This window comes from Rhizobium sp. PP-F2F-G48 (genome assembly GCF_004342335.1).
In the GTDB taxonomy this organism is placed as follows: domain Bacteria; phylum Pseudomonadota; class Alphaproteobacteria; order Rhizobiales; family Rhizobiaceae; genus Ferranicluibacter.
The window spans coordinates 13529-26813 of record NZ_SLVH01000014.1 but is presented as its reverse complement, the minus strand read 5'-3'; the positions used below and the strand labels follow the sequence as shown (position 1 = coordinate 26813).

8 protein-coding genes and 1 other annotated feature are annotated in these 13285 nt (G+C 56.3%); of the genes, 2 read left to right on the top strand and 6 right to left on the bottom strand.

Going from position 1 to position 13285, the window contains the following annotated elements:
• Positions 1 to 96 precede the first annotated feature (96 nt).
• Positions 97 to 879, bottom strand: coding sequence for a transcriptional regulator (locus tag C8J36_RS22730; RefSeq protein WP_132537576.1), 783 nt, complete (start codon positions 877 to 879; stop codon positions 97 to 99).
• A gap of 479 nt (positions 880 to 1358) precedes the next feature.
• Here C8J36_RS22730 and C8J36_RS22725 point away from each other — a divergent pair.
• Both C8J36_RS22725 and C8J36_RS22715 read left to right on the top strand, forming a co-directional pair.
• Positions 1359 to 2587 (top strand): IS3 family transposase gene (locus tag C8J36_RS22725; RefSeq protein WP_132537575.1). Its coding sequence is split into 2 segments (ribosomal slippage): positions 1359 to 1650 and positions 1650 to 2587, totalling 1230 coding nucleotides; the frame shifts between segments, so codons are not numbered across the junction.
• Positions 1640 to 1756 (top strand) — a sequence feature (AL1L pseudoknot). It overlaps the preceding gene by 117 nt.
• A gap of 519 nt (positions 2588 to 3106) precedes the next feature.
• Positions 3107 to 4678: an MBL fold metallo-hydrolase gene (locus C8J36_RS22715; RefSeq protein WP_165915145.1), complete on the top strand. Its 1572-nt coding sequence runs from the start codon at positions 3107 to 3109 to the stop codon at positions 4676 to 4678.
• Between the two features lie 2261 nt (positions 4679 to 6939).
• Here C8J36_RS22715 and repC read toward each other — a convergent pair.
• From repC to C8J36_RS22690, 5 genes are all read right to left on the bottom strand, one after another.
• Positions 6940 to 8151, bottom strand: a complete 1212-nt coding sequence (repC, locus tag C8J36_RS22710; protein WP_132537573.1) for a plasmid replication protein RepC — start codon at positions 8149 to 8151, stop codon at positions 6940 to 6942.
• Positions 8152 to 8303: 152 nt separating this feature from the next.
• Positions 8304 to 9269 carry a plasmid partitioning protein RepB gene (gene repB, locus C8J36_RS22705; protein ID WP_132537572.1) on the bottom strand — a complete coding sequence of 322 codons (966 nt, stop codon included), beginning with the start codon at positions 9267 to 9269 and terminating at the stop codon, positions 8304 to 8306.
• Positions 9266 to 10480, bottom strand: coding sequence for a plasmid partitioning protein RepA (repA, locus tag C8J36_RS22700; protein ID WP_132537571.1), 1215 nt, complete (start codon positions 10478 to 10480; stop codon positions 9266 to 9268). The genes repB and repA overlap by 4 nt, the downstream gene beginning before the upstream one ends.
• A 423-nt stretch (positions 10481 to 10903) precedes the next feature.
• On the bottom strand, positions 10904 to 12256 hold the full coding sequence (locus C8J36_RS22695) for a HipA domain-containing protein (RefSeq protein ID WP_132537570.1): 1353 nt from the start codon (positions 12254 to 12256) through the stop codon (positions 10904 to 10906).
• On the bottom strand, positions 12256 to 12858 hold the full coding sequence (locus C8J36_RS22690) for a helix-turn-helix transcriptional regulator (RefSeq protein WP_207897604.1): 603 nt from the start codon (positions 12856 to 12858) through the stop codon (positions 12256 to 12258). The genes C8J36_RS22695 and C8J36_RS22690 overlap by 1 nt, the downstream gene beginning before the upstream one ends.
• Positions 12859 to 13285: the final 427 nt, after the last annotated feature.

Genomic DNA, 13285 nt, shown 5'->3' with positions numbered 1-13285 from the left:
ACCTTGCGTTCTACCCGCTTGGACATTAGCGAACGCGAACCGGGCGGCCGCCGCGACCGCGGCGATGCAACGGTCGCGGCTCGCTTGCCTGCACCGTCAAGCGAGATTGAGGCGCTTTCGCAGATCTGCATTTTCGGTGCGCAGCTTTTCAGAAAGCTGTTTGCGAAGGCTGCGGTTTTCGTCTTCGAGCCGCAGGAGCTCCGCCATGTCGTCAATCGCGTCCGCGACTGCTGCGACGTCGGCGACGGTCGCGCGCTTTTCACTGGCTGACGCCTTAGCTTCGGCAACAGCCGGTGCAGCGGCCGACTTGGGTTTTCGGCCACGCCTGGGCTTGCTAGCGGTCGCGTCATTAGTGTCGGTTTGGGCGCTGACCGCCTTCTTTGCCCGCGGCTTGCGCTGCTTGACCGGCGGCGCTGTTACCGCGGCGGGCTCTGGCGCACCTGCATCCGGATGGACGTCGGTGCCCGAATTCACATTCGTGTCGGCGGTCTTATCCGCGTCCGTGTCCGTCACGGTCTCGATTTCGTCGGGCATGTGGCTCTCCTGTGTCACCAATCCATTGTTCGGCTGCGGGATGACCGGTGTCAACACCGGCATCTGCAAACTGTCTTGCGCCAAGGCCGAATTGCAACTCGAGGCTTCCTCTTGCGCGACGCTTGAGAAAAGTCCGCCATCATGCGCCTGACGCGCCACGGACTTCAGATCGAGGTTTCCCCATATCGACTGCGGCTTGCGTTCAGATTTGCGGCGCCCGGATTTATATTCGACGGTGAAGCTGGGGGTAGTTCTTTTCACGCGATGACACCTCAATATCTGAAGCCGCTGTACCAGCGATCCGGTGATGATCGCAAGACCGCGCGAAAAGCGCGCATTTAGCACTGGGCGCTGCTCCTGTAATTATTGTTGTCACGGCCGTTCGCGGAAACCGGTCCGGCCCCCTGCGCACAGTTGGTTGAGGCGGCCGCCTATTTCCGGGGACGCGCCAAAGGCGAGGCCGCTGCCAGGAAGCCCGTCGTCAATGTCAGCAACTCACAAAGACAAGAACAACCGCCTTATTCGACATCACCTTCGAGATGGGCTGTCCGGTGCCTGAGCTCGTGAACGAGCCTTGACTGCGAGGCACGCGACATCGTTCGCGACGTTCTTCAGTTCGCGTTGCACAAAGGCTTCATGCCTCAAAAGGCTAGCAGTTCTTCTTTTGTTCTCCCTCTCGCAAAGAGGTGGCTCGGCAACAGAACAACTCACAGAAAGTGAAGACACAGACTTTGCCCACTCCCCTCTCCGGCTCAAACTGCTTGCAGGCTGTGAACCGCACCGGGTTTGCCGGAGGCTCCAACTTCTGAGAAAGTGGAGCCATTATGAGCAAGACAACGAACAAGTTTTCACCTGAAGTCCGTCAACGTGCCATTCGTATGGTGCTGGACCACGAAGCCGAGCACTCTTCGCGGTGGGCTGCCGTTTCATCTATTGCGGCCAAGATCGGCTGCTCGGCCGCCACGCTGTATGAATGGGTGAAGAAGACCGAGGTCGACACCGGCAAACGAGCAGGCCTGCCGAGCGACGCGGCCGAGAAGATGAAGGCTCTGGAGCGTGAGAACCGCGAGCTTCGTCAAGCCAACGAGATATTGCGCAAGGCGTCTGCTTATTTCGCCCAGGCGGAGCTCGACCGCCCCTTCAAGCGATGATCTCGTTCATCGACGAACACCGTGGCGTGTTCGGGGTCGAGCCGATCTGCAACCTACTGCCGATTGCCCCATCAACCTATTACGAGAACGTCGCCAAGCGACTGGACGTGGATCGCCTGTCGATCCGTGCCCGCAGCGATATCAGCCTGAAGATCGAGATACGTCGTGTCTTCGAACATAACTTCCGCGTCTATGGCGTTCGCAAGGTCTGGCGGCAATTGAAGCGTGAAGGCTTCGATGTCGCCCGCTGCACGGTCGCCAGACTTATGAGGTCGATGAGCCTGCAGGGGATTATTCGAGGAAAGCCGGTCCGCACGACATTCCCGGACAAGACGGCTCCGAGCCCGCTTGACCGCGTGAACCGCCAGTTCAAAGCCCCTGCACCAAACAGGCTGTGGGTTTCGTATTTTACCTATGTCGCCACTTGGCAGGGCTTTGTCTACGTGGCCTTCGTGATCGACGTCTTCGCCCGTCGCATTGTCGGATGGCGGGCGAGCCGGACGGCACATGCAGGCTTTGTCCTCGATGCCCTCGAGCAGGCTCTTCATGATCGGCGTCCCGCTCATGGCGGCGGCCTCGTGCATCACTCGGATCGCGGTGTTCAATACGTGTCCATTCGCTATTCCGAGCGGTTGGCAGAAGCAGGTATCGAGCCATCTGTCGGAAGCGTCGGCGACAGCTACGACAACGCCCTCGCAGAAACGATCAACGGTCTTTACAAGGCCGAGGTCATTCATCGGCGTGGACCATGGAGGAGCTTCGAAGCGGTCGAGTTCGCTACCTTGGAATGGGTAGACTGGTTCAACCACCGACGCCTCCTCGAGCCCATCGGCAATACACCGCCAGCCGAAGCCGAGGATCAGTATTACGCCATGCTGGACGCAGCAGACATGGCTGCGTAACTTAAACGAAATGGCCTCCGGCAAACCCGGTGCGGTTCACTGCTGAGATTTTGATGCCAACCTCATTGTTCGGTAACTAAACTGAAACAAGGAATGGTGAATACGGTTTGTTTTCAGATATTTACAACGGTTGACCACGGTCAACCGCAAGCGCCTGAACAGATAGCTTGCGGGGGCGCATCCCTGCAATCGAAGCGCCGGCCGCCGCATTGGACCGTCCTAAGCAACCCGCCGTGCGATACCTATAAGCTCATCGGACATGGTCAGCTTTCGATCTTCTGCCAAACGTCTAAATGCTGCCTGATATGTGGGAACCTTGCCTTTCCAGACACGCTCAACACTTTTCGAACCTACCTCGAAAGCGAATAGGTAAGTCTGGAATTGATCGGCTTACTGGCGAAAACACCTCACGTCCACCGGCAGGATCCGATCGCCGTTGTGTAATCGGCGCGGATATACACGCCTGAAGAACCTGCCGGGCCGAGACGTTGGCGCCGTACCTTCTCAACATCGCTCTTCGTGGCGTTCGATATGATCTGTTCGTGGCTTATGAAAGCTATATGGTCGATTAATACGAAAATCGTTACTCCGAGGCTCGGCTGGCACTGCCAGCATCGCCGCAAAAGAGGGCGCGCGCCCTTAGCGCAGATGCTGAACTGGAAGGCCTGCGGAATGTCTCAAACGGGAAAGAACATCGATGCAGCGCGCCAAGATTATCCGAACTCAGCATCCCGTTGGCCATGGTGGTTTCACTCCGGACTAATTTCGACCGTCGAGGTGTCTGCAGACGGCGTGGCATTTTCAGACGCGCCAGATCTCGCGCGTTTTGCCTATGTATACGATTGCGGATCGGAACGGAGCGATGCCTTCAATGCTGAGCTTGCGCTCTACCGGTCGGCGTGCAGCGCAGTGACGGACATCCTTCTCGTTTCTCATCTGCATGCCGATCATATCAACGGCATCGGTCGGCTACAGGCCATGGCGCCGGCCAAGACGGTCGTCGTTCCCTATCTGGACGTCTTGGAAAGATTGCTCTTTGTCCTCTCCGATTTCGAACAGGGCACTGCGTCCAGGTCGTCACTCGACTATTTCGCGGATCCGGCCGAGTGGTGGCTTGGGAAAGGTGCGGTGCGGGTGATCTTTCTTCAGCCGGGCAGGCCTGACGATATTCCCCCTTCCCGCGATGCAGGCCCGGACGTTCCCATCGATCGCCCTGATGGCGGCCGTCGGCTGCGTCTCGATGAGCACCCCGAAAAGCAACCGGCAAGCCGCTTGGTGACTTACTTGAAAGCTGCCGAAGGAACGTCCGAGGATGGACCGAAGAAATCGGACACAACGATTCGGGAAACCGAAGAGGGTGCGCTGATCGCAGCTTCGGGATCCTATTTTCAACTTGAGTGGCAGGACATGCGGAGCGACATTTGGCGCCAAGGCGACTGGATTCTTTCGCCTTACGTCCATCCAGTGGAGGATCCGGCCCGCAAGCGGTTCTTCAAAGAGATCAAGAAAGCGATCGACTTTCGTGGAAACGATGGTGCAAAGCTTGCAAAAGCGCTGCTGGAAAAGTTGCGCTCGGTAAGGGACGCCAAGAAGCTCGTCGAGATCTATAATCGCCATTTTGCAGGTGGTCACAACGCCATTTCAATGTCGCTCTATTCTGGACCATTGTCCCGCACCTCCAACCAGGCTCACTTGGGGAGCAGAACAAAAGCGTGGCAGTCATCTTTGGAAGCGCCAGCATCAGGTCATTGGTTTTGGACATCAGAGGGTATCGGTTGGCTCGGGACTGGAGACGCAGCGCTGCGGCAAGACAAATGGCGCGAGCCGTGGCAGACCTTCTTCAAGCATCTGGATGACCGCATCTCAGTCCTCACCCTGCCCCATCACGGTTCGACCAATAATTTTAACCGCGGTGTGCTCGACTTTCCTCGGCTAGAATTCGCTCTCGCGACGACCGTCGAGGCGCGCAATCGCGTTGCCCGTCTGAGGGAGACTCTGGGAACGGTCGAGGCGCACGGAATTTGTGCGATGATTGTCGATGACCAGAGGCTGAGCCGCTTCACAATCACCTGCGAACGGAACATGTATTGACTGGGCTCTACTACCACACAAAATCCTTTCTATGCACTGCGTGACAAACATCCAATCCGAAAAGAATTTGGTTTTCCGATAGTTAGGTCTGTTGACCGTGGTCAACGACTTAATGGCCGTCAACCGGGAGTTTTTGCCGGAAGCTGATTGAGCGGTCTCCTAAATGACCGTGATTGACGCGGGTCCAACAGTGTCGGCATTCGCGTTTGGATGGGTTACCTGCCCGAGACAGCGGCGCAAGAACTAGCGGTGCGCGTGGTTTCTGAGTCCTATCTCTAATGGAAGGCCTTAAGACGTCAGACCAACTGGTCCGCCCGCAAGAACCGAGACCATGATCTCAACTCATCGGCGACGACTATGTCAAAGACACCTAGTTGAGAGAGAGCGATCAAGCGATCTTCCTGAATATTCCTTCCGCCATCGCTGTAACGGTTCAAACTCTGCCGGCGCGTGAGCGGCACCTACCAAAGCGCTGAAACCTTGATCGATACTCCAAGCAGCAACATCTTACGACAAGCAGACTCTAACATAGAATTCAATCGCACCAAGTTCTCGGCAAAGCGGACAAAAACTTCAAGAGGGAACCAGAAGATGGATATTTCATAAGAGACCCTCAGCAGCCCGAGGAACGTGATCCGCGTCAGATCGATGCCGGTCTGAACACTTTCGGTTTGGAGAAAGCAAGCACGGACAAAGCAGAGGATCTATGAATTTTGCTCGCGGCCATGGTAGCGATCCTATGGGCGGGCTCAGGGGTGTACCGCATACGACTGGTCATTGATCGTGCGGCTAGGGTATCTTCCGAAGCGCGGCTGCGGTCTGGGTCTGCAACTCATGGCATGACCAGAAGACACGCCGCGTACGCGCAAAAGCGTTGGCGTCTATGTCGTCACGTTCGGCGTTAAACGCCAGAGTTCCACCGTCGGAATGGCTATAAGGAGTTTGGACGAATTGAAGGGCGTCCACTCAGCCTTTTCTCCCTATGGCTTAAAACCACTTGAGGGATTCCCGGACCGCTGACCCTGTGCCGCACGAACAAAGTATTCGCAACGGTTTAGTTCGAAATGCTTGAACGCAGAACTGCAACTGCGAAAGGCCCAGAGCTCTGTAAGCGATGTGACCATCTGGACTACGAGGCAGATTGGGCTCCGTAGAAAGCCTGATGATAAACGAAGACACTTTGCCGAGCGTCGGTTCCAAAATCTGGAGACTGGAATACTCTGGAGGAACACCAGGCAAGCTCAGCGAAAAATCGGATTGAACCCGAAGCAGAGTAAATGGAAGGATCGCCTAGAACGACACAACCGTCCGCGCCAAGCACCTTGATCTGGTCAAGACCGGCTTCTATCAACGAACGCCGTCAGTCGGGCCGTACGGCGCCTGCCCCAGGCCATACATTCTGACTTCCTTGCCATCCATTTGTACGCGAGAGAGGGCGACATGGCCAACAATCTCACCCGCCCGTTCTGCCACCAAGGGAACTATTATAGCGCCTCCCTCCCTCAGGCCATAGCAATGACTCCCTCCGAGCCATTGCTATGGCCCGCGCCGTCGAACGTGGCGGTGACGAGCAACCGGATCTCCCCAATGTCGTGGGGTTTTTCTGCTCTTATGATCCTCAAAATTGTATAACAAACACCCATCGCGTCACCAGCGCGAAACGGTTTGGGCCGGATGTTCCCCTAGGGGGATGCCGCCACGTCGGATAAATCCCTGACAACAGTTCATCAATCCGGCTCTGTTTTTGGCCGCCATCGTAAGTCGATGGACCGACGGCATTGGGTTTTGAGGTTTCGATGAGGAAGGCGACGGGTAGTTCGGGTCCCGGCTACAGTACCTGGTCCGAAAAGGGGCTCGTTCTTGCGACTGAGGCCATTGAGCGGCTGAAGGGTCGCTCGACGCTTGTGTCGTTTATCCATCACGATGGTTCGGACAGGATCTGCTCTAGTAGAGCGTTGGTGGGTGATCCCGTCTTTCAAACAGATGTGTCGATGCCGATAATTCACGAACGCCCGCCTCATTGACGACATGACGCTATTTCATTGAGATCGGAGCGGATGCCGTCATTCCGCAACCTGTTTGAGCCGGCTGGCGGCTAGCGGATCGGCAAATTTCAAGCCGGAATTTCCCTCCGATGCGGGACAGATGGTCGTTGGCAGACCAAGTGGGTTCCCACGGTTGGCGTCTGAAGCCAGGCCGGGCAGGGACCAAAGTTCCCTTCATGGCCACCAGGTGGAAGCGCCAAAACCTGCTCCGCGTCTTCATCCCGCCCTCTGTTGCACAGGCGCATTCGCCTTCAGCAGAGCCATGACCATCGGGCCGAGAGAAAATTCGGCCTGGTCCGATCGCCGTGTGAGATCCCGCAGATATCCACCAGCCGAATTGATCAGGTTTGCTCGCTCCAGGATGCATGCCATGGCGACGGCCGCATTCTCGGGCCCCATGATCTCGCAGGCATCCTGATAGGCCGACGGGCTGACGCCCAGCATCGACCTGATCACCACCGCAGCGGACATCAGGTCGCGCCAGTTGCCGATGGCTCCACCCGGTCCGTAGTCGGATACCTGGGGGCATGCCTTTAGCACGATGGATAACGGGAATGCCTTCAGCGGCTCTTTCAACTTTCGTGTTTTGCTCGGCCTTTCGCCCTGCTCTTTGTCAGAGCTAGGTTCAAATTCAATAATGGAGTCTGGATTTGAAATCTTTATGTGACGCCCGTTTTGGTCATCATTGGTGCTATTATTTGCAGATATTTCATGAGTTTCCAATCGGTTGAGGATCTCTTCCTTCAGCGTTTCCATGGTGTCGAGGATGCCCGTCAGGTCGCCGAGCGTCGGCGTCCGAGGAATCCGGCCGACTATCCCGATGTAAAGCTCCTCGACAGCCTGCCAATCACCGGCAACGCCCTCTTCGATCGCGGCCGTGATAAGCTTGCGCGTGTCGCGCCTGCAAATGGTGAGTCTTTCTCTGACCTTTTTGAACGCTTCCCGCGAGGCCATGACTCGCTGGGCAAGCAGCGCAAGTTCCTCGGAGCGTGCGAGGAGGGGGGAAAGATCAAACCCAAAGGCGTCTTGGATATCGCCAGATCCCGCTTTTCTCGAAAAGCGCTTGCCGTTCGCGCTATCCTTGCGGACAATCAGCCCGGCATCGACGAGTGCGCTTAGATGGCGACGCAAGGTGGAGCCCGGCATGCTGTGCGCTCGCAGCGACAACTGCACGTTTGATGGGAACACGATGAGTTGCGCGTCCTGCCGCAGATCTTTTTCAGGATAAAAGCTCAACAGCGCATCAAGAACAGCAAGGCTGTTCGACTGCAGCTGAAGCAATTCCTTAGCCGCCGAGGCGTCCCGGAAGACTTTCCATTTGTCGGCCGTTTTGCCTGCAGCAATATCGCAGACTGCCTGCTGTCGCCTGACGAGGGCGAGTGTCATCGGCCGGCGCCCAAAAGGCGTCGTCACAGTTCCTGTTTGCATCGTTTTTACCTTTTAACAGGCAAAAGAAATTCGTTCGCCGAAACGGCGCCTAGACTCTTGACGATAAATCCCGGAAATGCGATTCTACTGGTGCTTAGACAGATAGGGGCTTCCGAGGCGGCGACGTTTTGGGAGCTCTTTTCTTTTGCGGGTTACAGTTCCTTTTTCTGTTCGTTCTTCGCACGGCGCTCTTCGAAAAGAGCAACCGCATCATTGAGCAGGAAAGCCGCGAACTCGGCCGCTTCCTTCCTGTCGATTGTGATCTCGAGTTTTGTCTTGCTGTGCTTGACGTGACCCAGTCGCTGTCCTGAAGCGGTCGACAGAACGTCGGGCAGTCCACGGGCAACCCGGCGCGGCTTCAGGGCTATAAGCAGAGCTTTGAACCGATCCGTCGAATTCATAGCCTGCATGTCTTGCGACTGCGCCAGTCCGACTGGATCTTGGGCGGCATCCTTCTGCACCAACTCTACAAGTTCTTGCCAACTGCGGCGGCCAATCCCAGGGGCAGGTCCAATCGCGTCGATCAGATCCGGCGAGAGCGTCTCGGCGACCGACAACATGCGCGATAGCTCAGTTTTATCGACCGAAATCGCAGAGGTGATGATATCGCGGGGAAATCGCTCTTTCAGTCGTTGCGCAAAACGAGCTCTCTCGATGTAGGAAAGATCCTCGCGCTCGTTGTTTTCCTGACCCTGGGCGATCACCAATTCTTCATCCGACAAGGTTCGAACGATTGCTTTGACCGGTAGACCGAGTTCCTGGATCGCGCACAGACGACGATGTCCAAAAGCGACTTGGTACTGTCCCGGTTTTTCAGGGTGAGGTCGAACGAGGATCGGTACCTGCTGCCCTTGTTCTCGGATCGCTGAAAGCAGCCCATCGATCTCGCCTGCCATACGGTCCCGAACGAAGGACGGCTCGACCAGGGTCGTGTCCAGGTCGACCACCGCCTGCCCCTCGGCAAGACGCCGCTCGATGTCGTCGGCTCTAGCCTGGCGGGCTTTTTCCTCACGCACCGTGCTGGCGACCTGTCCGACGAGCTTATTGTCGGAGGCGGTCGTCTTCACCGGCAAATCGGCATCGACCTGGATCAGGTTCAAAAGGTTCTTCCGGCTCATGTTGGTCTTCCCCAAGCTTTCTTGATCAGGGTTTCAATCTCATCGTTGACGCTGTTCATCGACTCAATCGCGCGGTCGTATGTGGTCCGCGTGAACTGACCCCGCTCAACTTCGTAGAGCGTCTGGTTGGTGAGGCCGGCATCGGACACTGCCGTCGACTTCAACATCGGAAAGTTCAGCACGTGCGCTCCGAAAATCGAACGGAGATAGCCCACCATCTGGTTCTGCGGACCGTCTGAAGGCTCAAACCGCGTGATGAGGTAGCGCAACCAGGCAAAATCAACATTGCCGCCTGCTGCGGCAACTTCTCTCAACAAATCGGCGACCATTGCAAGGAACTGGTTCATCGACATGACATCCAGCATCTGCGGATGGACTGTCACGAGCACGGATGTCGCAGCAGTGAGGGCGGAAAGAGTGAGATATCCGAGCTGCGGGGGGCAATCGATGATGACGATATCGTATTCGGAGCTGACACCGTCGATAGCGTCGCTGAGCCGCTGGAAAAACATCACATCGCCGGCTTGGCGCGTCATCAAAGCCCGCGGTGTATCGTGCTCAAACTCCATGAGCTCGAGATTACCCGGAATGAGATCCAGCCCAGGAATATATGTCTTGCGAATGATGTCTCTGGTTGGACGGCGGGCGTCGTCATACCGTATCGCACCGTACATCGTTTCATTCTCATGAACGTCAAGCTCTGGCTGGTGGCCATAGAGGGCAGACATGCTTGCTTGCGGATCGAGGTCCACTGCCAGAACACGATAGCCGCGCAATGCCAGATACTGCGCAAGATGGACCGAGGTCGTAGTTTTGCCAGAACCTCCCTTGAAGTTCATGACCGAAATAACCTGCAGCTCTTCGCCATCGCGGCGATGGGGCAGATACCGGCGATCGGCCCTGCCGACCTTATCGAGATGCCGGCGGATCTTGTCGATATCCTCGACCGAATAAGAGCGCCGGCCACCCGGTGTCGTGCTCACCTCGAGGTCGTCGATGTCGTTCGATACCTGACGGAGATAAACCTCCTTCACCCCAACGAGTTTGGCGGCCTCGGATGGCTGAAAATGGCGAATGCCCTTTTGCGCTGTCGGGGGAAATGTGCTCACATGATGGGCTTGGAGCTGAACAGCAAGCGCCGATGAATGCCTGTCGATAAGGCTTACTAGGGTCTCACGCAATGGCGCTTTCGCTTCAGCCTTCGTCTTCATATTCGACCCAAAGTTCAATAACAGCGGTTGATTGCGGCAAAACCTATTTTGAACCGCTGTTACAACTAGCCTCGATTCTGGCTGTCGGGCAAGCTCTTTAAGGTTAACAAAACCTTACCAGCACGCAGGCCGCACTTAGACGGCGTCCGAAACATATAGAGAATGCAAGGTGCTAGCCCCTTTTGCCGAGAGAACTCGCTTGCAAAAATAAGAGTCGATAAGATTCGGTTTGAGGTCACTATACAGGCTATCGCGATGAATTATGCGACTCAGACGAACAGAATCGGCTGATAGGCTCCTAGGAATTGAGCAACTGCGATGGTTTAGCGACACGTCCCGCACTCGATTTTTGTCCTGATGTCACCGGCTAGAAAACCAACAACCGGTTTATCGAACCTGCACGTCACGCTAGGGCGGGTAGCCTTAACTTAACAGCCAGCCGCCGGCCCGACCTATATACGCATCGCGTTCCTTGGCCGGACCGGGAACTTCAATATTCAACGCACCGAGAAGCGTTCGCATGTTGGAAGCAATCAGATCGGCGAGCGGCTTTTGACCATTCCTTCCAAGACGATCCAAGTGCCCGGCAATGTTGTTTGCGATCTCGGTGGCATACCGCTTGGAAAGACGTTGGCGCGCCGCGGCACTCGAAACGCCAATAGTCTGGAGAAAGAGACCAAAGTCCTCCCGACCTATCTCGTCCAAAGTCGTGGCATTACCAATCTTGTAGGCGAGTTCGTCCGTGAGCGTGTTGTCAAGGCGGGTAGGGAGGATATCGTACCGGGGTGACGTTCGGATACGCCCGCCTTGCTCATGGAGAAGTGCGAAGTTCTTTGCGTGGGCATCCACATTCCCGACGAAGAGGTCGAAAAGCGTCGCTTGAATGAACAGTTCTCTTTCTGCAGCGGGATCGGCTGTCGCATCGAGAATCCGCCGGACAGCCTCGACATCGAAACGCCGACCGGGAACTCCTCGTCGTTCGTACTTCAGCGCCGAAGGCAGACCAAGCGCCTGTGCAAAGTCTTCCTGGTGGATCCGCACGACGCGGCCGTTTCTATCGAGCGCGCGATCGAACCGCGTGACCAGAAGTACGTCAACGCCAGCAAAGGGGAGCAGAGACACATCCGCAGTCGAAAATCCGATCGCTTGCGATAACTGCATCGCCTCATATTCGAGAGACCCATCTCGGATATGGTCCTGGTCGGGAACTTTCAGAATGTGCGTCGTCGGTGCGCCAGACCCGGGTACGGGTTCTGCGAGCGATCCATCCGGCAAGACGGTAAGAGCGATTTTGCTCTGCATGCCGGCAAGAGGGGAGGGGTCATCCGTACCGGCAGGCAATCGCCGTCGCTTGTGGAGCGACTCAACGATCGCGTTCAGTCGATCGTTCTCGATGCGCTGGTAGTCTGTCTGATAATCGCCGGGCACCTTCGTTGGAGGTGAGCCCGCAGGTAGAACCGAAAGCGCACCGGCGCAATCCTTGCCGAGATGAAACAAAAGGCCAGCAATATCGTCGCGGCCGATACCTTCGCGGGCCATGATGTCGGAGAGCGCACCATCACGCTCCTGCAGCAGGTTGTCAAAGAAGGGTCGGGCAACGGCCTCCTCAAACGGCGCTGGCGTCAGGGGCAGTGAGAGAGACAGAGAAACTGCCCCTGGCTGCTCCACATACGCTTCGCTATAGGCAAATGCTAGACCGCCGCGTTGATCCCGGACGAGCACGCCCACCGGATCGACTGAACTGTCCAGACGGACATCAAGAATAAGATCATCCATTACAGTGACCGGTCGCGCGCGATGAGGGATATCCCGGCCGCGCGAGCGACCTGAAGAACTTTTGCAAATTCCAGCGTCGGCTTGCCGTTTTCCAGTTCAGAGACAAACCGGCGTCCAACTCCTGCGAGATCCGCAAAATCCTGCTGCGACAGTTTTCGGCGTCCGCGTAAGCGACGGATCATTCGCCCGAGATCTCCGATGTTATCAAGTTGGACGTCGGCTTGTGTGAATGCCTCTGAATGCGTTTTTGGCATGGCGGCGGAGGCATGGGTCGCTGGATGACCAGAGAAATCAGTCAAGGGCTTCGGCAAGGAAGCCCTTATCTTTGCGGAAATGTCTGGGAGGTTCAGATCGATCTTCGTCAAACTTTCTGTCAGTCTGGCCGCGAAATCCGAATGCTGCGTCAATCGCCTGGCAATGTCGGAGGCAGATTCCATCGACTTCGCGAAGTCGTTGTTCGCAGTCAAACTCTTATTAAGATCCTTCAGTGCTTTTGAAGGCGCGTCGATCGCGGCGAGCGTGCGGGCTATTTCGGTGGCAGGGTTGGCCTGGTTGAACAACTTCTGGAAATCGCTGAGGGACTCGATTGGCTTCTTTGTCAACGTCAAATCCTTCTTTGCACCCGAGCGGGAACATATCAATTTAGTTGGCGCGATACAAGCCGTCTGACCCCTTACGGGAGCAGAAAGATATCTTGATACTGCACGGTGTCAGATAACGGAACGCGGTCCCTCCAGCTCGTTGCCGGCTCCGTACGGGAGCAATAGATAGCGCACTTCCGGGATATCAAAACGAAGGTGCCTAAAGCTGATCTCAAATCAGATTTCAACCGACGAAGAAGTCTACCGTGAACCTGTTACGACGTCGGTGATTTCCTGGAAGGAAAGGCGCCTGTGAGCGAACGCGACAGCGTCCGCTCCAGCCTTCGATCTCCAGAGCCCCTTCAGCCCAGGGCCGATTAAACGTGTTAGAACCATCCAAAGAGCCTTCCCCAGTAGAGAACCGCAATCAGCGTCAGCAGTACGGTTT

Excerpts from the sequence above, each read along its gene's own strand:
- C8J36_RS22695 (WP_132537570.1), bottom strand. The coding sequence starts at position 12,256 with ATGGATGATCTTATTCTTGATGTCCGTCTGGACAGTTCAGTCGATCCG.
- repA (WP_132537571.1), bottom strand. The coding sequence starts at position 10,480 with ATGAAGACGAAGGCTGAAGCGAAAGCGCCATTGCGTGAGACCCTAGTA.
- repC (WP_132537573.1), bottom strand. The coding sequence starts at position 8,151 with ATGCAAACAGGAACTGTGACGACGCCTTTTGGGCGCCGGCCGATGACA.
- repB (WP_132537572.1), bottom strand. The coding sequence starts at position 9,269 with ATGAGCCGGAAGAACCTTTTGAACCTGATCCAGGTCGATGCCGATTTG.